General features: G+C 57.6%; 15 protein-coding genes. 3 read left to right on the top strand and 12 right to left on the bottom strand.

Features of this window, described 5'->3' with window-relative positions; all coding sequences use genetic code 11:
* Positions 1 to 57: 57 nt before the first annotated feature.
* Entirely contained in the window at positions 58 to 741 is a 684-nt protein-coding gene (locus KI613_RS18780) for a ribonuclease H family protein (protein ID WP_226402341.1), read from the bottom strand.
* 509 nt (positions 742 to 1,250) lie between these two features.
* Here KI613_RS18780 and KI613_RS18775 point away from each other — a divergent pair.
* The 3 genes from KI613_RS18775 to KI613_RS18765 all read left to right on the top strand — a co-directional run bounded on the left by KI613_RS18775 (position 1,251) and on the right by KI613_RS18765 (position 3,330).
* Positions 1,251 to 1,640 carry a TIR domain-containing protein gene (locus tag KI613_RS18775; protein ID WP_226402339.1) on the top strand — a complete coding sequence of 130 codons (390 nt, stop codon included), beginning with the start codon at positions 1,251 to 1,253 and terminating at the stop codon, positions 1,638 to 1,640.
* Positions 1,641 to 2,156 (top strand): RipA family octameric membrane protein, encoded by a 516-nt coding sequence (locus KI613_RS18770; protein WP_226402337.1) that lies wholly within the window; start codon positions 1,641 to 1,643, stop codon positions 2,154 to 2,156.
* Positions 2,157 to 2,265: 109 nt separating this feature from the next.
* Positions 2,266 to 3,330 (top strand): toll/interleukin-1 receptor domain-containing protein, encoded by a 1,065-nt coding sequence (locus KI613_RS18765; protein ID WP_226402335.1) that lies wholly within the window; start codon positions 2,266 to 2,268, stop codon positions 3,328 to 3,330.
* 146 nt (positions 3,331 to 3,476) lie between these two features.
* Here the strand turns inward: KI613_RS18765 and KI613_RS18760 are convergent, their stop codons facing one another.
* From KI613_RS18760 to KI613_RS18710, 11 genes are all read right to left on the bottom strand, one after another.
* Entirely contained in the window at positions 3,477 to 4,076 is a 600-nt protein-coding gene (locus KI613_RS18760) for a recombinase family protein (RefSeq protein ID WP_226402333.1), read from the bottom strand.
* A gap of 183 nt (positions 4,077 to 4,259) precedes the next feature.
* Complete coding sequence (locus KI613_RS18755; protein WP_226402331.1) at positions 4,260 to 4,988, bottom strand: glyoxalase superfamily protein; 729 nt, start codon at positions 4,986 to 4,988, stop codon at positions 4,260 to 4,262.
* Positions 4,989 to 5,450: 462 nt separating this feature from the next.
* Entirely contained in the window at positions 5,451 to 7,481 is a 2,031-nt protein-coding gene (locus tag KI613_RS18750; RefSeq protein WP_226402329.1) for an ATP-binding protein, read from the bottom strand.
* Between the two features lie 2 nt (positions 7,482 to 7,483).
* Positions 7,484 to 9,724, bottom strand: coding sequence for an ATPase, T2SS/T4P/T4SS family (locus tag KI613_RS18745; protein ID WP_226402327.1), 2,241 nt, complete (start codon positions 9,722 to 9,724; stop codon positions 7,484 to 7,486).
* Positions 9,721 to 10,923 carry a sensor histidine kinase gene (locus tag KI613_RS18740; protein ID WP_226402325.1) on the bottom strand — a complete coding sequence of 401 codons (1,203 nt, stop codon included), beginning with the start codon at positions 10,921 to 10,923 and terminating at the stop codon, positions 9,721 to 9,723. The genes KI613_RS18745 and KI613_RS18740 overlap by 4 nt, the downstream gene beginning before the upstream one ends.
* Positions 10,920 to 11,567 (bottom strand): GTP-binding protein, encoded by a 648-nt coding sequence (locus KI613_RS18735; RefSeq protein ID WP_226402323.1) that lies wholly within the window; start codon positions 11,565 to 11,567, stop codon positions 10,920 to 10,922. The genes KI613_RS18740 and KI613_RS18735 overlap by 4 nt, the downstream gene beginning before the upstream one ends.
* A gap of 7 nt (positions 11,568 to 11,574) precedes the next feature.
* Positions 11,575 to 12,141: a response regulator gene (locus tag KI613_RS18730; RefSeq protein WP_226402321.1), complete on the bottom strand. Its 567-nt coding sequence runs from the start codon at positions 12,139 to 12,141 to the stop codon at positions 11,575 to 11,577.
* Positions 12,138 to 13,454, bottom strand: coding sequence for an HD domain-containing phosphohydrolase (locus tag KI613_RS18725; RefSeq protein ID WP_226402319.1), 1,317 nt, complete (start codon positions 13,452 to 13,454; stop codon positions 12,138 to 12,140). Before KI613_RS18725 ends, KI613_RS18730 begins: the two co-directional genes overlap by 4 nt.
* Positions 13,451 to 16,147 (bottom strand): PAS domain S-box protein, encoded by a 2,697-nt coding sequence (locus KI613_RS18720; protein WP_226402317.1) that lies wholly within the window; start codon positions 16,145 to 16,147, stop codon positions 13,451 to 13,453. Before KI613_RS18720 ends, KI613_RS18725 begins: the two co-directional genes overlap by 4 nt.
* A 2-nt stretch (positions 16,148 to 16,149) precedes the next feature.
* Positions 16,150 to 19,071 carry an EAL domain-containing protein gene (locus KI613_RS18715; protein ID WP_226402315.1) on the bottom strand — a complete coding sequence of 974 codons (2,922 nt, stop codon included), beginning with the start codon at positions 19,069 to 19,071 and terminating at the stop codon, positions 16,150 to 16,152.
* Positions 19,072 to 19,165: 94 nt separating this feature from the next.
* Positions 19,166 to 22,429, bottom strand: coding sequence for a PAS domain S-box protein (locus tag KI613_RS18710; protein WP_226402313.1), 3,264 nt, complete (start codon positions 22,427 to 22,429; stop codon positions 19,166 to 19,168).
* Between the last annotated feature and the right edge of the window lie 4 nt (positions 22,430 to 22,433).

Here is a 22,433-nt window from a genome sequence, read left to right as displayed (position 1 = left end):
AATGGTTGCCTATCGGACTCCCTGCGAGGGCCGCTATCGGGAGTCCTGTTGCTGCTGTTAAGCGAGTTGCTTGAGCCCACGTAAGGCCAGTTTCTTTGCTTGGCCATGCCCTGCACGGACCCACTCCACCTGATGTACCGCCGCCAGCTCATCCAGCCGCTGCCATAGTTCGGCATTGGCTACCGGCTTTCCATCGGCCTTACGCCATCCTTGGGACTTCCACCCTTCAACATACCGGGTCATTCCATCAACGATGAATGCGGAGTCGGTATGCAGGCGTACCGGCAGTGGCTTGGTTAGCCGCTCAAGGGCCTTAACGGCCGCGGTAAGTGCCATCTCGCCGCTGGTGCTGAAGAAGGTCCCGCCGCATAGTTCCTTGGTGCGCCCATTACGTGAGAGGACTACACCCCAGCCACCGCCGCCGGGATTGCCTTTGCAGGTTGCACCCGTGTAGATGACTACCGGGTTATCTTCGGTGGCACTCATCGGGCGCCTCGTCGTGCTTCGTGCTTCATCTTCTTCTTCCTTTAAGTTGGTTGATATAAATGGCGCCAATTCCTGCATCAGCTGAAAAAACGCCACAAAAGAACACATAGGCGAACGCTCGCGCGCGCTCTCTATGCTATAGCTGGGGTTTGCCCATCGATTTGCAGTAAAAGCCTTGTAGAACAAGTGTTTACGGCAATCTGCGCAGGTTCGCCATTGCGCCGCTGTTTGAGCGTGTTTTATGCTGATTGGCATACACCCATTCGGGTGCCAACAAAAGTCCTGCAAACGGCTGCCCTCTGCGTTCTGGAGGGTGTTCTGAAGCTGCTAACGGTGTAAAAGAAAATGACCACAAATAGCGGCCATTCCGGGTACTCTCTTTGGGATTGTTTCAGGCCACTGCGCTTGCCGGTGTAGCCCTCTCGCCACCTGCAATAATCAGATGCAGTCCGAATGCAGCTACGTTTAGGCTCCCGCAGCCGGGGTTCCACCACACCTCGACAGCCTTACCGCTCGGGTTTGTGCCAGCTCCCGACTCCAGAACAAATCCACGCTCAGTACGCCCGAAGAGCATGGACAGGTGGCCGGTAGGGGACTGGTATTGGGTGACCGTCGCAGTTCGGCCAGTTGAGGCCAGTGAAGATTGGCCCCCATAACAGTCGTTCGTGGTCGTCAAATATATCTGGTACATAATGCATGACATATGGAATGGACGTGGCCTATGGCAGCATTTGCCAATTTGATGATCAACCGGAGAGATAAAAATGGGTAAGAAGCGTGTTTTCATCAGCTTTGACTTCGATCATGATCAAGGCCAGAAGCATTTATTAGTTGGCCAGTCAAAACTTCCCGATTCCCCATTCGAACTTGCGGACTGGTCGTCAAAGGAACACATTAACGGCGACTGGAAGACGAAGATAAGGGCGAAGCTTGCCTGCGTCGATATTGTTTGCGTCCTTTGCGGCCGAAACATGACATCTGCTATCGGTGCCGCGCAGGAATTAGCAATGGCGAAGGAACTTGGTAAAGCTTATTTTCTTCTCGCTGCATACTCGGACGGCGGCATGACTAAGCCAAGCACTGCGACCCCCGGAGACAAGATATACAACTGGACATGGCCCAACCTGAAAATTCTTATTGGTGGAGGCCGTTAAATGTCGGGACCTGAGGTTGATAAGGATGGCCTTTTCAATGAAATCGCCGATGGTCAGACCTATCCGCATAACGACAAGTGGTACTCCCATCTTCTGGACCAGTACAAACTTTATGTGGAAATGGCCGACCGGATTAGTAGTCGCCGTGCGTCGGCTAATTCATATTTCCTTAGTGTCAATTCTGCCATCCTCGCGTTTGTCGGCTATCTGTCAGCGAAGGATACAGGCGAGTACATGTGGATGCTCTCATTGGGCGGTATAGCGTTGTCGGTTCTATGGGAAACATTAATTACTTCTTACCGAAATTTGAACACGGCCAAATTCGCAGTCATTCACAAGATAGAGAAGCGGTTGCCGATCAGCCCCTACGAAGCTGAATGGAATGCAATGGATCGAGGCACAAATCCGAAGCTATATCGCCCTATTAGCCACATTGAGCAGGGAGTGCCATATGTTTTTATGGCTTTGCATGCGATTGTGTTCATTCGCACTTTTCCTTGGTGTTGGTTAACTTAATTACGTTTGTCCCCGTGGCCTGGTTGTTCGTAGTTGGTGGCACGAGTGCAGCCAAGCCAAGCCAAACCAAACCAAACATTCTTGCCGATAGCTATCAGAGAACTTCACCATGCAGAAGCCCACAATATTCTTCAGCCATTCTTCACAAGACAGACATGCACTTGTCAAGTTAAAGGATCTGTTTATTGCGAAAACAGGCGGCAGCATTGAAGTGTTTCTGTCGAGTGACGGGCAGAGTATCCCGTTTGGAAGAAACTGGGTACATAGCGTGGAACAGGCCTTGAATCAGGCAAAGCTGATGCTTGCGTTTGTTACTTCGAACTCCCTTCGGTCAAACTGGATGTACTTTGAAACTGGCCATGCTTACTCCAAGGGAGTACAAGTTGTCCCTGTTGGCCTTGGAGTTGACCTTTCAACAGTCGGCGCGCCGCTCAGCCTCCTACAAGGCTTCAACGTGAAATCTGAGGCGGGGTTCAACAATATCATCGCGGTCGCAAATGAGGTTTTCTCGCACTCTCATGCGGAGACATTCTCGTTTGATGACTTTCGGCTAATTGCTAACTCAACTGGAGTGCCATCGAACAGCACACTAGGCCCACACGCAGCCGCAATTGAACAAATTGTCATTAGTATCGGTAAGGCAGACCTCGGCGGAGTTGATCCTAGCCAGGCACTTCTGACAATTGCCGAGCTATTAGCCACCGAAAAGGTCGAGCACACGCAAAGTGAGAAATCCATCCGGGCTCAAGGGATGGTATTGAAGGCAAGGCAAGGCGATGGGCCCGATGAGATTCACCTAGAACTCGACCCTGCCGTCGTAGATACTGCGTTTCCATTGATCGAGAGGTTAGTGCAGGCGGTACATCCCACGGGGATGATCGGCATCTCCATTCGGCTTGAATTCATTGAATTAGTCGATGCAGTAGAACAGCACCACAAGTTAACTGGCCGACTATTCGGGGCAGGAATTCGTCTCGGCGGTGACAGGGACCTAGAATTCAATAGTTTGTCCTTCAGCATTGGGCGCTTAATGACTTTTAGTGTACGCAATGTCCATCGTGGCGCAGCTTATTTGAGCATCCGTAGCCAAAAGCAATCCCTCCTCATGGATGAAGTGCGGGAGCTACTAGACCTCCTTTTCGAACGGAGGGCTCTAACGTTCCCCGACAAGTGAGATTGCGCCGAGGCATAAAAGTGCAACTTTGGCCTAAGGCTGGCAGGAGGAAAAAGCCAACACTGCTGCAATTGGAGGTTCACCGCAAAGGTTGAACGTCTGCATTCACCATCAGTCTTGGTCTGCAAAGGGCACGTTGCAGCCACTCAGGTCATTTTCTTAAGATCAAGGTACTGATATAGCGTTTCCCTGCTGATGCCATGCTCCTTGGCCAACCCTGTGCGATTCTTTCCACCCCGCACCCTGTCCTGATCCTTTAACGCCTCAACTTGCTCCGGAGTCATCTTCGGTTTCCGTCCTTTATAAACGCCCTTTTCCTTGGCTATGGCTATGCCCTCTCGCTGGCGTTCCTTTATCAGGCTCCGCTCGAACTCCGCAAAGGCACCCATGATCGACAGCATGAGCCGGGACATAGCCGAGTCCGCCCCCGTAAAGGTCATCGACTCCTTCACGAACTGCACGGCGATTCCCTTGCCTGTGAGGCTACCGACAACGCGCCTCAAGTCGTCCAGGTTGCGGGCTAGCCGGTCCATCGAATGGCAAACCAAAGTGTCGCCCTCCCGGACATACTCAAGGGCTGCCTGTAGCTGGGGGCGGTCGGTGTCCTTCCCGCTGGCCTTATCCGTGAATACCTTGTCCAGTGCCATCCCTTCAAGCTGGCGCTCGGTGTTCTGGTCGAGAGTGGATACGCGGACATAGCCAATCTTCTGGCCTTTGTGCTGAGTGCTGGCTGCGGTGGCGGTCATGCTGGGTTGCTCCTGAAGTTGTCAGGATAGACTCTAAGATATTGGACCTGTGTTGTCAATAAATGCCAATATAGACCCTATCCGGACATTTGTGGATGTCCTGCCTGACATCCAGTTAGGGTACGCCCCAGCCTGACACGCCGGAGCGCACCCGCCCTTGGATTCAATAAAAGGCGTCGAAGGCTACTTGTTAGCGCCCAGTATGGCTTTCAAGGTACGCAGTCTCTCTAGGTATGCCTTCGCTTCGCTGCGACCGTGCCACGGCGTACATCCATCATTGAACAGATAACCCTGACCGCTCCCTGTATGGGCGAGCTTTTCCAGTTGATGGATGTCCAATTGAAGATGGAGATGCTGGAAGTCGTTGTAATCGACCCACTCGCTGCTCGTTATTCCGATTGGTTTGTAGTGGCGATTGAGCAATATGCAGTGGCCGTCGTCGATAGGTTGTACTTGATACGGCAGCCAGCGGCGCATCTCGTGATAAACCTTCGCTCCAGACCTGATGCTAAATCGTGGGACTGTCAGTAAGCATTCAATGTAGCCAATAGCAAAATCAACTGCATTTGCTGCAGAAACAAACGCTAGACAAATGTCAGCAACCTCTTTACGTGCGGCTTCGTCTGGTCTCGGGCCATAGCGCTTGAATGGGATCACCCTCAGAGCTGTCCGCATTTCATCGCTGGTCCGGGAAAATATGAACTCGGACGGTATTGGTGTTTCCTGCTCGCGCATGGCAGGCGTGGTGCTAGGGGCTTCAACGTGTCGCATTAGCAGCGACCAGTTCCCGTAGCCATTATCCTTGGCGATACTGTCGAGCGCTTCACTATGAGTGATGGGGGAGTTCTGACGAAGCTGTTTTGCTTCGCGCTTGAGCCGTTCGATACGGCTAGGTGAAAACGAGTTGGGCATTTGATGGGTTCCAATAGACATCGCCGATGACCACCGATGCACCCACACATCGAGACATACGGCAGACTTTGGAAAGGCAGCCAGACTCGGTGAAACTAACACGCTGCTGATACAGCTCCGCCATTGTGGGTGGGCAAGCTGACGTGCGGCAGCTTTGAGCCGATCATACTTAACATCACCATGGCAGGCAAGCGACCCCCCACGGGGGAAATCTCGAAGGGAGACGAGAAGGGTGGAGCTCGGACAAATTTTCGCTGTGGTATTCCGCGCTGCTATACTGATTCCGCATTGATGGTGCTTACACAGCACTGTTACACAAGGGCTACAGTTCGGAATTGTATGACATTGATTTTACAGAGAAATTTCTGCTGTCTTTCGAATTCAGTCGGGCGCACCAATATTCAATGATTTAGGCCACTTCCGAGTGGCCTTTTTCATGCTGGACTGATCCTTGTACGAAAATCAAGAAACCGCCTGACCTTCAAGGGGCAGGCTAATTCGGAAGCAAGTTCCCTGGCCGGGGGTGCTGCGTACATCCAGGCTTCCACCGTGCTTTTTGACGATGATGTCGTAAGAAATCGACAAGCCCAGCCCGGTCCCCTTGCCTACGGGTTTGGTCGTGAAGAAGGGCTCGAAAATGCGGTTTCGTATCTCTTCGCTCATTCCCTGTCCGGTGTCCTCGATCTCAAACCAGACCTGCTGGTTCTCGGTTCCCGAGCGGACGAAAATCTTGCCCTGTTGCTCAATGGCCTGGGCGGCATTGACCAGCAGGTTCATGAATACCTGGTTGATCTGGGCGGGGACGCATTCGACTGGCGGAATATCCCCCAGCTCGCGGACGACTTCGGCTTTGTATTTCAGCTCGTTCCAGACCACGTTCAAGGTGCTTTCCATCGCGGCATTGAGGTCGGCGCATTGGTGTCCGGCCTGGTCGACGTGGGAGAAGTCCTTGAGGTCCTGGACGATCTTGGTGACGCGGCTGAGGCCTTCCTGCGATTCGGCGACCAGTGACGGCAGGTCTTCGCGCAGAAAGTCGAGGTCCGCTTTCTGGCGAGCCGCTGAAATATCGTCGGGGGCGCCACCTTCGTAGGCTTTGATGACGTTGAGCAACAGGGAAACATAGGTCTTCAGGGTGCCCAGGTTGGAATTGACGAAGCCGACCGGATTGTTGATCTCATGGGCGACGCCTGCCGCGAGTTGGCCGATGGCGGCCATCTTCTCGGATTGCAGCAGTTGTTGTTGTGCTTCTTCAACCTTGGTCAGTAGCAGTTCCAGTTCCTGGCGGTCGCTCTCCAGCTTGACATTGGCCTCGCCGAGTTGCGAGGTGCGCTCGGCCACGATTTCTTCCAGGTGATTCTGGTACTGCCGCAGGTCGTCCTCGGCACGGTGGCGTTCGGTCACGTCCTGCAGGGTTTCGATGGCACCGATGCGTTGCCCGTCTGCATCGCACAGCGGCGCTGCGGTAAAGAACAGCCAACGCCCCTGCTCGCCCATATGGGGGAAGAAAGCCTCACCCTCGAAGGCGCCGCTGATATTCGCCGAGCGCCGAAAATGGCCGTGGTAGTAGGTGTCGAACTGCTCCTCAAGACTGCCATCGATGATCAGGTCGGCCATCACCGGGCGAGTTTCCGGATAAAAAGCCTTCCACTGCTCTGTTGTGCCGACCATGTCGGCCGCTGGCAGCCCGCTGATCATCGCGCAGGCCTGGTTCCAGTGGGTGATTTGATGTTTGGCGTCAATGACAAAGGTCGGTACCGGATCGCCATCGATAATCTGGGCGAGCAATTGCTGCATGTTGCGCTTGGTCGCCTCGGCTCGCTTGTGTTCCGATTCGAGCAGCTTTTTCTGGGTCAATTCGACCTGCTGCATGGCCAGCTTCAGACTCCTCTGCTCGACCAGCAGTTGCTCGTTGGTCTGCGTCAAGGCCTGTGTGCGCGCCACGACTTGGGCTTCCAGGGTTGTGTTGGCCTTTTCGAGTTCGTCGTTGCGCGCCGCGATCATCCGGAACATCGCATTCATGCCGCTGAGCAGGCTGGTCGTCGCCGGGTCGGCGACCATGCTTTTTTCCTCTTCGAAAGCTTTTTCCGGCGCCATGCCGGCCCGGATTTTCCGGATCTGGCGGGCCATTGACTGGTCCATGCCGAGAATGTGATGGGCCAGCCAGCTGCTCAGAAAACGCAGCAGGAATTCCTGGTTGTCGCTGGGCATGGCGCGCATCTTGACCACCTGTTGCCCGAAATCGGCGTGCACGTTGCGGTGGATTTCGATGAAGCGCGGGTCGCAGCCGGTACTGGCCATCAACTCTTCTTCATGCTGGAAATGCGTTACCGCGTACTGAATCAGTTGCACCAGCACCTTGTCGATTTCTTCTGGCGGCGTCGACGTGGACTGGTGCTCGATGATCAAGTTGATCAGGTTCACCAGGCCTTGGTGCTCGGCATCGACTACTGGCTGGCCGGTAACGAAGCTCTCATTCCAGACAAAAATATCCATCCTCAAACTTCTCCTGTCACCGGGCCGAGTACTCGCAGAATTTCATCCGGGGTGGTAGCACCAGCCTGTACCCGCTCAGCGGCGTGATGGATGATGCTGCGCAGCCCTCTTTGCCGGGCCTGACGGCTGATTTCCAGAACACTGGCGCCGCTGCCTATGCAGTCCCGCAACTGGTCATCAAGGGTCAGAATTTCGTAGATGCCGAGGCGACCCTTGTAGCCGCTGCCATGGCAGGTAGTGCAGCCCTGGCCGCGGCGGATTTCGCCGATATTGGCAAAGGCGCTGCCCAGACGGGAGATGACGGCCGGATCTGGCGCTGCCGGCTGGCTGCAGTCGGGACAGACGCTGCGTACCAGGCGCTGGGCGATGATGCCTTCAAGGGCGGTGGCGACAACATAGGGTTTGAGGCCGAGATCGAACAGTCGGGCAATGGTGGCGACGGCCGAGTTGGTATGCAGGGTCGAATAGACCAGGTGCCCGGTCAGCGCCGCGTGGAAGGCGACTTCGGCGGTGTCGAAGTCGCGGATTTCACCGAGCAGGATGACGTCCGGATCCTGCCGGAGCAGGGCGCGCAGAACGGCCGGAAAGGTCAGGCCGATCTTTTCGCGAATCAATACCTGGCCGGCCATGTCGAGGTAGTACTCGACCGGGTCCTCGATGGTGACGTAGTTCTTGTCGGGCGTCGCGTCGTGCTGGAGCAGCGAATAGAGTGTCGTCGTCTTGCCGCTCCCGGTCGGGCCGGTGGCCAAGATGATGCCCTGCGGCTTGGCCACCATGTCGGTGACGCGGCGTAGGTCGCTGCTTGAAAACCCTAGTTTCTCGATGCTGTGGACTGTCGAGTTCCGGTCGAGGATGCGCATGACGATTTTTTCGCCATTGATCGTCGGCAGCGTGGAAATCCGCAGATCGACCATGCGCATCGGCGTCTTGACGGTGATACGACCATCCTGCGGGCGACGCCGTTCGGAAATGTCGAGTTCCGACATGATTTTCAGGCGCGAGACGAGCGACTGATGCAGATGGTGCGGAATATGAATCTTGTCCGAGAGCACGCCATCGATCCGGTAGCGCACGACCACACTCTTGGTGCGCGGTTGGATGTGGATATCTGAAGCGCCCAGGCGGATCGCTTCAAGAATGATCGCGTTGGCCAGCCGGATGGCTGGTGGCGCCTCTGTGTCGCGCAAAAGGTCTTCGAGTTTGGTGGCGTCGTCATCCTCGATGACGATCTCGATGCCTTCGTACGGGTCAGGCGAACTGACCAGCGTTTCCAGTTCCTTGAAGTCGACTTCGCCGCCGCCGTAGATTTCATCCACCTTCTTGCGGATTGCCGCGATGTCGGCCGTGACTGCATTGATGTCGAGGCCGGCCGTGAAGCGAACTTCGTCGATCAGGCCTTCATCCAGCGGATCGGCCATGGCCAGCAACAGGCGGCGACCGTCGAGCTTGAGCGGCACGACGCACTGCCGCAGGCAGAAGCTGCGCGGAATCAGATCGGTCAGCGCGGCATCGACCTGGAATTCCGGTAGCTGGACTTCCTCGATCATCATGTCGGTCTTGAGCAGCTCGCGGATACGTCGTTCCGGCACCCAGTCGTTTTCGAGCAGCAGCGTGATCAAGGGCTCCTTGCGCCGTTCCTGTTGCATCGTCAGTTCCTGCAACTGGGCGTCGGTCAGCAGGTTCTTCTTGTGCAGCATGATGCCGAGCCGGCTGCGATGGGTGGCGGCGAGGCGCGAGAGGGCCGAGATTTCCTTGGTCTTCTGTTCGTTTTCGGCACGCAGGCTCTTGTTGCGGCTGATCAGGTCGAACTGTTCGAGGGCCAGAGCCACCGTGATGCGCAGATCGTCGTCATTCCAGGGCTTGAGGATGAATTTGTAGACTGCGCCTTCGTTGATCGCGCCCATCACGGCATCAGTGTTGGCATGGCCGGTGAGCATGATGCGGATGGTGTCTGGCGAGCGTTTTTTGACTTCCTGCAGGAACTGCGCGCCATTCATGCCGGGCATCATGAAATCGCTGATGACCAGATGGATAGTCCCGCTGGCGAATTTTTCCAGCCCTTCCTTGGCGCTCCAGGCGGTGATGACTTCGTAGTTTTCCTGATGAAAAACGCGGCTGAGTGCCTTGACGATGCCCGGCTCATCATCGACGAAGAGCAGGCGGTAGCGCGGTGGCGTCAGGTGCGTTGCTGGTGCCTGTGGTGCCGCGGTCTTGCCGGTGAACAGTGATGAATAGTCGGTCATGACGGCGTCGAAAAGAACATGGTTACGGTGGTGCCGATATCGGGCTGGCTGTCGAGGCTGATGCGGCCACTATGGGCCTGGATGACGTTGCGCGCTGTCGCCAGCCCCAGTCCGACACCGGAACCAACCGGGCGTGTCGTATAGAACGGCTCGAAGGCGTGTTCAATCTGTTCCTTGGTCATGCCGACACCGGTATCGTGGATGCGGACGACGATGCCCTCGTCGTCCGCTTCCGAGGATATCTTGACCTCGCCCGGCCGGCCGGAGTCCTTGATCGCCAGCACGGCATTGCGGATGACATTGAAAAAGAGCTGGTTGATATGTCCCGGCAGGCAGACGATGCTGGGCAGGGGGAGCAGGTCGAAACGGAAATTGATGCCGGCCGGCATCTGCGTCTCAACCATGCTGGCCGCCTCGCGCAGGCAGTTGTTGAGGTCCGCGTATTCTTCGCTGGCCCGGTCGACGTTCGAGAACGCCTTCAAATCGGCCACGATGCGGGCAATTCGCTCCATGCCCTTGGCGCTGTCATGGAGCAGGTCAATGCTGTCTTCGAGAATGAAGTCGAGATCAAGCGCTTGCCAGCCCTCGGCGGCCGAACCCGGGTGCGATTTGAGTTCGGCAAATTTGCCGACGTACTTCTCAAAGGTGGACAGATTGCTGCGCACGAAGCTGAGCGGGTTGTTGATCTCGTGCGCCATGCCAGCGGCCAGTTGCCCGACCGAGGCGAGCTTTTCGGCCTCGTAGAGCATTTGCTGGCGTTCCTCGAGTTCGCCGACCTGTTTCTTGACGCGGGCTTCCAGCTCGGCCGAAAGCGTCTTGTAACGGGCTTCGGATTCGCTGAGGCGGGCGTGTTCGCGCTTGAGCGACTCGAAGTCCTCTGCGACGGATTCGAGATGCAGCGTCGAGGCCATTTTGAAACGCACCTGGGCGCGCAGCAGAATCAACATGAGATTGCGGGAGGCGCTCAGGGCGGCAGCTGAAGCGGTGCGGCTGAGCAGGTAGCCGACCGGTTCGAGTTCGAGGATCAGCGGTTCGCGGCGAGCCTCGGGCGAGGGAAGGCCCCAAAGCGTTTTCCCGGCATCGTCGGTAATGGCGAAATCGCCCCCGAGCAGGTCGCTGAGAGCTGCGCCGAGTCGTTCATGGGTGGCGGCATTGAGCAGTTCGTCGAGTTGCCACTCGCGGTCGAAGCTCAGGGTCACGTGTTTTTCCCCTGAGCGCCGGCGACGAAAGCGTCTTCGCTGAGGCCGTGCTCGGTCTGCAATTTCAATTTCGGGCCAAAATTCCGGTAGACCGTGCGAACGAGCAGTTCAAAGGTCGTTTCGACGCCTTGACCGGTCAGGGCGACGGCAAAGACCAGCGGCCAGGGCGCGGCCGACCAGCGTTCGCGGATTTCCGCCTCGGGAACGGCATTCGGCAGATCGCACTTGTTGAACTGGACGACCATCGGCAGGTGGTCAAAATCAAGCCCGACACGGGCGCAGTTGGCGGCCAGGCTCTGGAACGATTCGCCGTTGTTGGTCTCCTGGGCGCGGTCGGCATCGGCGACGAAAACCACGCCATCGGCGCGCGACAGCACGGCCTTGCGCGTCCCGTCATGGGCAACCTGACCAGGCACGGTAAACAGCCGGAATTTGATCAGCAGTCCGGATGGTGCCCGAAACCCGAGCGGGAGGAGGTCGAAGAAAAGCGTGCGGTCGTCCTTGGTCTCCATGGTCATGACCTCGCCCTTCAGCTCCGGGGCCAGCAGGTCGTGCAGGCGCAGCAGGTTGGTCGTCTTGCCGCTCTGCGCCGGGCCGTAATAGACCAGTTTGAAAGTCAGGTGCTGGGCATCGCTTTCCGGCATGGTGCAATCAGCCTTTGCGTTGAAACTCGGGATCGAGAACAACTGAGCCGTCCGGTCCCCAGTTGACTTCGGTGATGCCAGGTTCGATGCGCTCCAGTCGTTCGGCTTCAATTTGCTCTGGCGTGATGTCACCCATTTCGAGGCGGACCAGGTTGGCCAGCTGGCGGTTTTCCAGCATCAGGTCGCGGTGGGCCAATGCCTGACCGATGGCCGACATCAGGTCGTAGTCGTTCCATGGCTTGCCGATGAAACGGTCGATGCCGACTTCATTGACCGCGCGAACCAGGGCGTTGAGATCGGCGTAGCCGGAAAGGATCAGGCGGGCAGCGTCGGGCTGGATGGCCTTGGCCGCCTTGAGGAACTCGATGCCATCCATGCCCGGCATCCGGTAGTCGCTCATGAACAGGTCGAACTCATCGTTCCGTGCAGCCTCCAGCGCGGCCATCGGCGAATTGAAATCGAAAATTTCTAGGGTGTAGCTCTTCGCGCCATAGGTGCACGGCGCCAGGCGCAGGACGCGCTTGAGGGACTTGAGGATGGACTCCTCGTCGTCGACGATCAGGATGCGGCTCATTTTTCCTCCTGGCGAATATAGAGGGTCAGAGTTTGCTGTTCCGACTTTTCCATTCTGACCAGCTGTCCGATGATTTCTGCCGTCAGCGCAGTGCCCTTGGCCAGCAGCAGATAGCCATCACGGTGCATGAGATCCCGGCTCAGCAGCATGCCGGTCTTGAGGTGCATGGTGCGCAGGGGCGTTTCCGTGAAGCCGCTCTTGACGGTTTCGCCAAGCAGGGTCGCGAAAGCGTCAACGACCGCCGGATCGTAGCGCTTACCGCGATTTTCGATCAGGAAATTGAGTGCCTCGACGGGCTTCAGGGGGCGCTGGACCAGGGTACCGATAATCAGCGAGTCATATTCGTTGACGGCTTGCAGGATGCGGCTACCCTGCGGAATGGCGATCCCGGCCAGATGGTCAGGGAAGCCGTTGCCGTCGTAGCATTCATGGTGATGGCGGACAAGAATGGCCGCCTCCTTGAACTTGTCTATGCCCATCAGGATGTTCTGGCCTACGACCGGATGCTTCATGACCAGCGCCCGTTGTTCGGCCGTTAGCGTGTTGAAGGGCTTGCCCAACAATTCGTCGGGCAGGCCGAGCTTGCCGATATCGTGCAGCAGGCCGGCCAGCATGATGTTCTGGACCTCGGTATCGGGCAGTTTGAGCCGCTGGGCGACGCTGCGCGCATGTTCCGCCACCCGCCGGCCATGGCCGGAAATCTGGCTGCCGGCCGGGCCGCCCCGCAGTTCGATCAAGCCGGCAAATACCTGGACGCTGGTCAGAAACGCCTTTTTCAGTTCGCTGTGAGTTTGCTCGACAAAAGTCAGCGCCTGGCTCAACTCGGCGGTGCGCTCGGCGACCTTTTGCTCAAGGCTGGCGTTGAGCTCTTTTAGCTGGTCGTTCTGTGCCTGGGTCAGTGAGGTGAGGCGCAGGTTTTCACGCTTCAGGTTCTGGTGTTCGATGGCCTCGGCGACGATGCTGACGATCTCGTTGTCGTCCCAGGGCTTCGAAATGTAACGATAGATCTCGCCCTGATTGATCGCGGCGACGGTCGATGTGATGTCAGCGTAGCCCGTGAGCAGGATGCGCATCACATTGGGCCAGCGACCGCGGACCTCCTTGAGGAAGGTGGCACCGTCCATTTCCGGCATGCGCATGTCGGAAATGACCAGGTCGATTTGTTCTTTCTCGAGTACTTCCAACCCGGCGGCACCGCCTTCGGCAATGAAAATACGGTAGCCGTGCGGCCGGAACAGGCGGCGCAGCGCGGAAAGAATGCCCGGCTCGTCATCGACGAAGAGCAGGGTGGGAGGGGCGATCGCCTCGCTCATGATGAAGTCTCCGAAACTTTTATCTCAGTGTTCTGCTTTGGATTGATGGGCAGCAACAGACGGAAAGTGGTGCCCTGCCCCTTGATGCTTTCAACTTCGATTTGGCCGCCGTGCCGTTTGACAATCCCGTAGGACAGCGAAAGCCCGAGCCCCGTCCCCTGGCCAACCGGCTTGGTCGTAAAGAACGGCTCGAAAATCCGGTTGATGTGCTCCGGCGCGATTCCCTTGCCAGTATCGCTGATTTCGAGGCAAACCTTGTCGTCACCGTGACGGGTGGTACGAATGGTGATTGTGCCCTGCCTTTCAATAGCGTGGCCGGCATTGACCAGCAGGTTCATGAAAACCTGATTGAGTTGCGAAATGAGGCAGAACACATGGGGTATATCGCCGTATTCCTTGACCACTTTGGCCTTGTACTTCAGTTCGTTCCAGACAATGTTCAGGGTCGAATCGATACCCTGGTGCAAGTCCGCTTCCTGCCACTCATGCTCGCCGACGCGTGAGAAGTTCTTGAGGTCCTGCACGATCTTGCGGACCCGGCCAAGTCCATCCTTCGACTCGGCGAGAAGACTGAAAATGTCTTCCTTGAGGAAGGCGAAATCGTGCTGTTCGAGCAGTCGCCTGATTTCATCTGCGTGCGGGTTGGTTTCGCCCGGCTTGCAGAACAGGCTTTCATAGGCAGCGATGATGGCCATCAGGTCGTGCACGTAGCCATCCAGCGTGCCCAGATTGGAATGGACAAAGCCGATCGGGTTGTTCAGTTCATGGGCAACACCGGCCGCCAGTTGTCCGATGGATGCCATTTTTTCCGATTGCATCAACTGATTGTTGGCTTCTTCAAGGCGTTTGTTGAGTTTTTTCTGCTGGGCGAGGGCATCGTCCATCAAGGACTGCTGGGCTTTGCGTTCTGTAATGTCAGTCAGCACACTGTCGAAAAACTCGGGATTGCCCTCGGCGTCGAGGCGAATGGTGGTGCGACCAAGCACCCAGACAACCTGACCTTCGGCTGTGACCAAGCGGTATTCCTGTGCAAAGCGTGGTACCCCGTCAGCGGCGTAGCGGTTTGTTTCGCCAAGCATCCGTGGCAGGTCATCGGGATGGACGACATCAAATACGGTGGGCTGCCCCGCGATAAGTTGTTTGGGTGTGTAGCCCCATTGCCGGACATTGTCCGAAATAAAGACTAATGGCCAGCCTTCCGTGCTGCGAGCGCGGAAGCAAACCACCGGACTCGCATTCACCACCTGTGTGGCAAGGCGCAGCGCGTTTTCGGAACGCCGCCGGCGCACGATGCGCCAGGTCTCGCTGCCGATCAACTGCACGGTTTCGACGTCGAAATCCGTGTAATCGCCCGCTTTGTTGCCGACGCCCGTCATCATGCGGACCTCGCCTTCATCCATGACTGGAATGCTGAGCAGACGGATCAGTGCTGAGTGACCGGGGGGAAGTCCGTGTTTGTTTTCGGCGTTGGCGTAGTCATTGATGACGATGGGTTTTTTGTTACGTGCTGCATCGGCCCAGATGCCGGCTTCTGAAATGGGGTAATGACTGGCGAAGGCGGCCGTGCAGTAATTTTTTAGCGTGCTGCTCGACCAGGCAACCAGCTCGATGGTCACACCGTCGTCATTGACCAGGTGCATGAAGCCAATCGCGCTCTGCGTAAGCTCTTCGGCGCACTCCAGCGCATATTGCATGAACGCTTTTTCGGAAAGCTCCTCGGCTTTTTTCGGCAACGCCAACAAGACAGCGGAACAACGGGCCTGCTGGGAAAGTTTGAGTTCGGTCAATCGGCGCTCGGTGACGTCGATAGTGATGCCCCCCAGGTCTGCGCTGCCATCGTCGCGGGGAATGATGAACTTGGTGCTTTCAAAGACCCGTCCATTCCATTCATCTTCGATTCGCTCGGTGATGCCAGTGGCTAGAACGCGCGCATCGTCTGCGACGACTTTTTTGCCGAATTCGCCAGGAAAGGCCTCGATTGAGTGATGGCCCAGTATTTCTTCCGGATTGATCCCGAACTGATCCTGAAATCCCTTGTTGGCGAGCAGGATGCGTGAATCGGCTGTCTTGACGTAAGCGCTGCCGGGCAGGTGGTCGATAAAACGCTGCAGTGTTTTGACCGAGGCGCTCCACTCGGTTTCGGCCAGTACCCAGTTGCTGATGTCCTCGATGATGGCGACAAAAAAATCAACCTTCCCGTCTGCCTTGCGTATCGCGCGTGCCGAGATGGCCGTGTGAACAACGGAGCCATCCTTGCCGATAAAGCGTTTTTCCATCGCGTAGCCATCGGATTCACCGCGCAGGACTGAATCAAATTTCTTGACGTCCATCTTTGCGTCATCCGGATGAGTCAGTTCAGACCATGTCCTTTGCATCAATTCTTCGGCCCCGTAGCCCAAAATGCGACACAGCGACGGGTTGACCGAAAGCCAGGTCTTTTCTGGTGAGATCGTGGCGATGCCGACCATGGCGTAGTCAAAAATGGCATGGAATCTTGTCTCATGCTCCATTTCGCGCATTCGTATACGTAACCAGACGAGGATGCCGATCGCCGCGAAAAGGAGCATGGCTCCTGCCACGATCCATTTCTCAAGTATTCCGTCGCCATAGCCGTGGAGCAATGTGCCAACGATGATCACAACAGCCACCGGCATGAAGCGCCAGAGAAAAGCGGCTCGCGGGCTAAGGCTCATGCTCACCCCTTGGCTATCCGGAACGCTTCGCGGATCTGTTCGCGCAGCATGTCGTCATCCCAGGGCTTGGTCAGGAATTTGTAGATGGCACCGCGATTGATTGCGCCCGTCACCGATTCGATATCGGTATAGCCGGTCAGTACGATGCGGATAGTGTCGGGATAGAGTTGGCGAACGCGGGCAAAGAACTCGGTTCCCGACATGTCGGGCATGCGCTGGTCGGAGAGGATGACCTGTACCGGATGCTTGGCCAGATGCTCGAAAGCCTCGGCGGGTGAGTTGGCGGTCAGGATGTTGAAGCCTTCGCGGCGCAGCAGGCGCGACAGCGACATCAGAATATTCGGTTCATCGTCGACAATGAGAAGCGTATGCGCCTTTTCCGGTGGCGTGTTGGCGAGTTGCAGGCGCTTTTTGCCGGCCAGCAGTTGCTCGAACTCCGCCGCCGGCAGCGGTCTGCTGAACAGATAGCCCTGCATCGAGTCGCAGCGTCGGCTACGCAGAAAACTGGCTTGCGCTTCGGTTTCAACGCCCTCGGCCAGTACGCTCAGGTTGAGGCTGCGCGCCATGACGATGGCTGCCGAAGCAATCGCCGCGTTGACCGGGTTTTCGGTTATGTCGCGGACAAAGCTCTGGTCGATCTTGATCTTGTCGAATGGGAGGCGCGAGATATACGCCAGCGACGAATAGCCGGTGCCGAAATCATCGAGCGAAATTTTGACGCCAAGTGCCTTGAGGCTTCGGCACTGGGCGATGGCTTCGTCGATATCGTCGATCAGTGCACTCTCGGTAATCTCCAGTTCCAGCGCACCGGCTGGTAGCCCGCTTTCGGCCAGGCACTGGCTGACTAGGCCAGGCAGGTTGGCCTGGCGAAACTGGCGTGCTGAGAGATTGACCGCAATACGCAGGCTGGCCAAGCCAAGGTCTAGCCACTGCCGGGTTTGCAGGCAGGCGGTGCGCAACACCCATTCGCCGATCGGCAGGATAAGCCCGGTTTCTTCGGCGATCGGTATGAACTCGGCCGGGGAGATTGAACCAAACGCCGGATTGTTCCAGCGCAGCAGGGCTTCCATGCCTATCATGTTGCCGCTGTCGAGGCTGATCTGTGGCTGGTAGTAAACGGTCAGTTCATTGCGTTGCAGGGCTTGGCGCAAGGCAGCCTCAAGCCCGAGTCGGCGGGCGGCATCGGCATCCATTTCCGGTGAATAGAAACGGAATGTATTTTGTCCGCTCTTTTTGGTGCGCAGCAGGGCGGCATCGGCGCACTTCATCAGGGTATCGACATCGTTGCCGTTGCGGGGGGCGACGGCAACGCCGATGCAGGCGGTAATGGCGATGCTGTGCTCACCGATCTCGAACGGAACGGCGATAGCGTCCAGCATGCGCTGGGCGAGCGCGATGGTGTCTCGTTCGTGACTCAGATTGGCCATCACGAAGCCGAATTCGTTGCCGGAGCGGCGGCCGATGGTATCGCCCTCGCGTACCTGCAGATTGAGGCGGCGTGCCACCTCGATCAGTATCGCGTCGCCAACGGGTGGGCCGAGCGTGTCGTTGATGAAACGGAAACGGTCGACGTCGAGCAGGATAACTGCCGTCTCCCGATTGAAGCGGTGAGCGCTGATCAGGGCCTGTCCGAGGCGGTCGGCAAACAGGCTGCGGTTGGGCAGGTTGGTCAGCGGGTCGAAGCTGGACAGATATTGAATGCGTTCGGCCGCGGCATGGCGCTCCGAGAGGTCGCTGAATACGCCGACGTAATTGGCCAGTCGCCCGCTTTGATCGCGCACGGCTGAAATGTTCAACCATTCGGTCACCAGTTCGCCATCCTTGCGCCGGTTGGTGATCTCACCCTGCCAACTGCCGTACCGATTGATGGAATCCCACATGTCGCGATAAAACTCAGCGCCATGTGTCCCGGAACGGAGGATGCGGGGATTCTTGCCGAGTGCTTCGCTGCTGCTGTAACCGGTCACCTTTGAAAAAGCCTGGTTGGTGAGCAGAATATCGCCGTTGGCATCGGTGATGCAGACGCCATCGCTGATCCCGGTAAAGACAACCGATGACAGGCGATGTTCAGCATCAGCCATCTTGCGTCGGCTGATGTCGGCCATGGTTCCGAGGACCAGCGCCGCTTTCCCTTGGGCATCGCGGCGCAGTATCCGCCCCCGCGCCTCCATCCATACCCAGTGACCATCGGCATGGCGCATGCGCAATTCTTCGATATGGATTTCGTCGCCTTGGCTGGGGGATGCCACCATGCCCTGCTCTATCGCGTTGCGGTCTTCCGGGTGGATCAATTCAAGACTGGCAGCGATTGTTGTCGGCCCTTCTGCCAAGCCGAGAATTTGTGACAGGCTGGGACTCCAGTGATTGCTGCCGCGTTCGTGATCGTGCTCCCAGATGCCGAAACCGGAGGTGGCCAGGGCGATCTGCAGCCGGGTATCGAGCTGAACGTTTTCGGCGACGCGCCGGGCAACTTCCTGCTCAAGCCATGCCTTTTGCCCGGCAACGATGTCGCGGGCCCGTTTCAGTTCAAGCTGGGCCTTGACGCGTATGCCGAGGACGGCTGGATTGATCGGTTTGGTGATGTAATCGACGGCGCCTTCCTCGATGCCGCGCTCCTCGTTTTCCGGGTCGTCGAGGGCAGTAACGAATATCACCGGAATATCGCGGGTTTCGGCATCCGCGCGCAGTGCACGGAGCACGTCATGGCCATCCATCTCGGGCATCATGACATCGAGCAGAATGAGGTCCGGGTGGGGGGGCAGCCTGGCGTAGCGAAGGGCGACCAGGCCACTGTTGGCGACCCGGACGTCAACGCCAAGATTGCTGATCATTTCCGAAATGGCGGCGAGGTTGTCCGGCACGTCGTCGACAATAAGCACAATGGGTTTGCTGGGACCCTGGGTCTTGTTGTCCTGATCTGTCATGCTTCCCGCTCCCCTTGCATTTCATTCACGAACGCTAGTCTCCCCCGCCAAGCGCTCTCAGACAAGGCATTGCGCGTGTACTGGAGAAATAATTTCAGGCTAGCTGTGTTTTTATACTTTCGGTCAGCGCGATTGCGCCATCAAAGTTGAAAATTGCAATTTGCTGGCGCAGTTGCTCGCACTCGGCAGGGCAATAACGCTTTAGATCTGTTTTGAGCTGATTGAACTGGCGGGTTGCTTCGATATCTCCCGTGCTCAGCAATTTGCACAGCGTGTCGATTTGTTGCAGCAACGCGTGAGGACTGGATTTTTCTTCCATCTCATCTCGTTGCGGAAGGGCTGTTGCGCGTCGGGCGACAGCCGTCGCAGGTAGATGTTTGGCGAGCAGGGTATAGAGGGCATCGGGATAGACCGGCTTGGCCAGAAAATCGGTCATGCCGGCCTCAATGCAGTTTTCCCGGTCGGCGTCAAAGGCGTTCGCCGTCAGCGCGATGATGGGTATCGAGGCGCCGTTTTCGAGGGTGCGGATTTGCCGGGTTGCATCCAGTCCGTTGAGCTCCGGCATCTGGATGTCCATCAGGATAAGATCGAAATTTGACTGTTTATACCGGTCGACCGCGAGCAAGCCATTTTCAGCGGTGACCACCTCGAGCCCGACGCTGGTCAGTAGTTCAACGGCGATATCACGGTTGATTCGCTCGTCCTCGACCACCAGAACGCGTCCTTTCAGTTGCCCCTGCTGCACGTTTTCCGGTATGGGTGCCGCTTCATCCCTGGCCACGCCGAGGCGTGCGGTTATCCAGAAACGACTACCGACGCCCGGTGTGCTTTCGACGCCGACCTCACCGCCCATCAACTCGGCGAGGTGGCGGGCAATGGCCAGGCCCAGGCCGGTGCCGCCAAAGCGCCGGGTGGTCGAGCTGTCGAGTTGTTCGAAGGCGTTGAACAGACGTGCCGTATCTTCGGGGCGGATGCCGATGCCGGTATCGCTGACACTGAAGCGGCAGGTCATTTCCTCCCCGTCGGTGCCCAGCAGTTCGCCAGCGATTGAAATCGAACCCTTTTGCGTGAACTTGACTGCATTGCCGGCGAAGTTGAGCAGCACCTGACGCAGGCGTGTAACGTCGCCAATGGCGCGTTCCGGCAAGGTGCTCGTATCGATGTGCAGGCTCAGCCCCTTGCTGGCGACCCGGTCACGAATCATCGCGCCAATGTTCTGCAAGACCTCGGCGGGCGCAAAAGCGTAGCTTTCGAGCAGTACCTTGCCCGCCTCGATTTTCGACAGATCCAGAATGTCGTTGATGATCTGCAACAGATGCTCGGCCGCTGCCGAGACCTTGAGCAGCTTTTCGTGCTGGTCGGGTTGCAGGGGGCTTTGCCTGAGCAGGTAGTTGAGGCCGATGATGGCGTTCATCGGCGTGCGGATCTCGTGGCTCATATTGGCCAGAAATTCGGATTTGGCGCGATTGGCTGCGTCAGCCTTTTCCTTGGCGGCGGCCAGTTCGCTGGTGCGCTGTTCGACCTGGCTTTCCAGGAGCCGGCGGTGGGCGTGCAGTTCGGCTTCGTTGCGCCGGCGTTCGGTAATGTCTTCCTTGACCGCGACGTAGTGGGTGACCGCCCCGTTGTTGTCGCGCACCGGCGAGATGGTGGCCAGTTCGAGATAGTGCGAGCCGTCCTTGCGCTGATTGATGAATTCGCCGCGCCACGCCTTGCCGGCGAGCAGGGTTGGCCACATGTCACGATAAGTTTCCGGGGGCGTCTCGCCGGACTGGAGAATGCGCGGGTTCTGGCCGATGGCCTCGGCCGCTGTATAGCCGCTGGCCAGGGTAAACGCCTCGTTGACGAAAATGATCCTGGCCTTGAGGTCAGTGATGACGATGCTGGCCGGGCTTTGCTCGACTGCAGTGGACAGCCGGCGCAAACCCTCTTCGGCGGTTTCAAGTTGTTGGTTAAGTTCGCGTACGTGCTTGAGCTGCGCTTTGAGTTTGCGCTCCGCCTGCTTGCGCGGGGTGATGTCCATCGTTACGCCGCCCAGTTGGCGGTTGCCGCTGCCATCGTCGACGACGAATTTTGTCGATTCGTAATCCCGGCCGTTGAAACTTTCCTCGATGGCAACGGTGCCGCCGCTTTCGATCACTTTCCGGTCGTCTTCGGCAACTTTCTCGCCGAATTCTCCGGGGAAAAGTTCCTGGCTGGTTTTGCCGATCATGCTGGCCGGATCCATGCCGAGCAGGGTCTGGAATCCCCGGTTGGCCATGAGTACGCGTGAGTCGGCATCCTTGAGGTAGGCCGCCCCCGGGATGTGGTCGATGAAGCGCTGGAAGGTCAGCAGGGCGCGCTGGTTTTCTTCGTTCTTTTGCTGAATCTGGCGATCGAACGCTTTTTGTCCGCGCTGGTATTGGAAGAGGAGTAGCGTGGAGCCGGTGGCCACCAGCAGAAAAAGGAGGGCGCGGGTGCTCGCCTGGGTTTTCCAGGGAGCAAAGATTTCATCGAGGTCGCGGGCGGCACCGATAACCAGTGACGAGGTCATGCGCAGGCCCTCGGGTTGCAGAGTGCGCATCGACATCAGGCGTTCGCTGCCCAGCGCGTAAGACATGCCGGTCATCAGGCTGGCCGGTTGGCCGCTGGCCGTGTGGCGCTGGAAAAATGAGCCGGGCACGTTGACCGAAAGCCCGGTCGTCGTCTTTTCTTGCTCAGGTATGAGAACCAACAGCTTGCCGCTGCCATGCATCACGGAAAGCGTGGTTTCGCGGCCGGCATGGATGGAGTGGAGCAAGGTGCCAATGCTGTCGTTATCGATGCTGGCCGTGACGATGCCGGCGAATTCGCCGCTTGGCCCCTTGACCATGCGCGCCAGCGTCATCGTGTAGGCGCCCAGCGTCGTGACGAAGGGCTCGCTGAGATAGAGTTTGTCCGGGTCCGGATTTTTCAGGACAGTCTGGAAGTATTCGCGCTGGGCAAAGTTTTGTCCGGGCAGATGGCTTCGGTTGCTGGCCAACACGGTGCCGCCGGCATCGAAATAGGCCAGTGTGCGCACCCCTTCCAGTGCTTGCGTCAGCATGCTCAGTTCGTGGGTGACGATGGCCTGGCCGTTCGGTTGGGAGCGCTGCGCGGGCAGGGTGTCACGGAGATTGTCGATGACCACGCTGATCGACTTTAGCCGGCGTTCCAGTTCATTGACGACGATCAGGCTGTGATTTTCCAGCCGGCTTCTGGCTTCTGCCTCGATACGGCCGTGGGCCTGTATCTGGTCAAAGAGAATTTGCGCTCCGAGCAAGACCAGCGCGATGGTCAGCGATATCCACTGCAGGCGATAGGCACGCCGCCGCATCCGGGCGTTCGGACTATCGACGCTCATCGGG

The sequence above is a fragment of the Ferribacterium limneticum genome (assembly GCF_020510585.1).
In the GTDB taxonomy this organism is placed as follows: domain Bacteria; phylum Pseudomonadota; class Gammaproteobacteria; order Burkholderiales; family Rhodocyclaceae; genus Azonexus.
Note: the sequence above shows the minus strand (reverse complement) of the source record. Positions and strands in the feature narration are given on the sequence as shown.

What these genes read in the sequence shown, in the direction of transcription:
- KI613_RS18780 (WP_226402341.1), bottom strand. Translation starts at nt 741, where the DNA reads ATGCCAATCAGCATAAAACACGCTCAAACAGCGGCGCAATGGCGAACC.
- KI613_RS18775 (WP_226402339.1), top strand. Translation starts at nt 1,251, where the DNA reads ATGGGTAAGAAGCGTGTTTTCATCAGCTTTGACTTCGATCATGATCAA.
- KI613_RS18770 (WP_226402337.1), top strand. Translation starts at nt 1,641, where the DNA reads ATGTCGGGACCTGAGGTTGATAAGGATGGCCTTTTCAATGAAATCGCC.
- KI613_RS18765 (WP_226402335.1), top strand. Translation starts at nt 2,266, where the DNA reads ATGCAGAAGCCCACAATATTCTTCAGCCATTCTTCACAAGACAGACAT.
- KI613_RS18760 (WP_226402333.1), bottom strand. Translation starts at nt 4,076, where the DNA reads ATGACCGCCACCGCAGCCAGCACTCAGCACAAAGGCCAGAAGATTGGC.
- KI613_RS18755 (WP_226402331.1), bottom strand. Translation starts at nt 4,988, where the DNA reads ATGCCCAACTCGTTTTCACCTAGCCGTATCGAACGGCTCAAGCGCGAA.
- KI613_RS18750 (WP_226402329.1), bottom strand. Translation starts at nt 7,481, where the DNA reads ATGGATATTTTTGTCTGGAATGAGAGCTTCGTTACCGGCCAGCCAGTA.
- KI613_RS18745 (WP_226402327.1), bottom strand. Translation starts at nt 9,724, where the DNA reads ATGACCGACTATTCATCACTGTTCACCGGCAAGACCGCGGCACCACAG.
- KI613_RS18735 (WP_226402323.1), bottom strand. Translation starts at nt 11,567, where the DNA reads ATGCCGGAAAGCGATGCCCAGCACCTGACTTTCAAACTGGTCTATTAC.
- KI613_RS18730 (WP_226402321.1), bottom strand. Translation starts at nt 12,141, where the DNA reads ATGAGCCGCATCCTGATCGTCGACGACGAGGAGTCCATCCTCAAGTCC.
- KI613_RS18725 (WP_226402319.1), bottom strand. Translation starts at nt 13,454, where the DNA reads ATGAGCGAGGCGATCGCCCCTCCCACCCTGCTCTTCGTCGATGACGAG.
- KI613_RS18720 (WP_226402317.1), bottom strand. Translation starts at nt 16,147, where the DNA reads ATGAGCCTTAGCCCGCGAGCCGCTTTTCTCTGGCGCTTCATGCCGGTG.
- KI613_RS18715 (WP_226402315.1), bottom strand. Translation starts at nt 19,071, where the DNA reads ATGACAGATCAGGACAACAAGACCCAGGGTCCCAGCAAACCCATTGTG.
- KI613_RS18710 (WP_226402313.1), bottom strand. Translation starts at nt 22,429, where the DNA reads ATGAGCGTCGATAGTCCGAACGCCCGGATGCGGCGGCGTGCCTATCGC.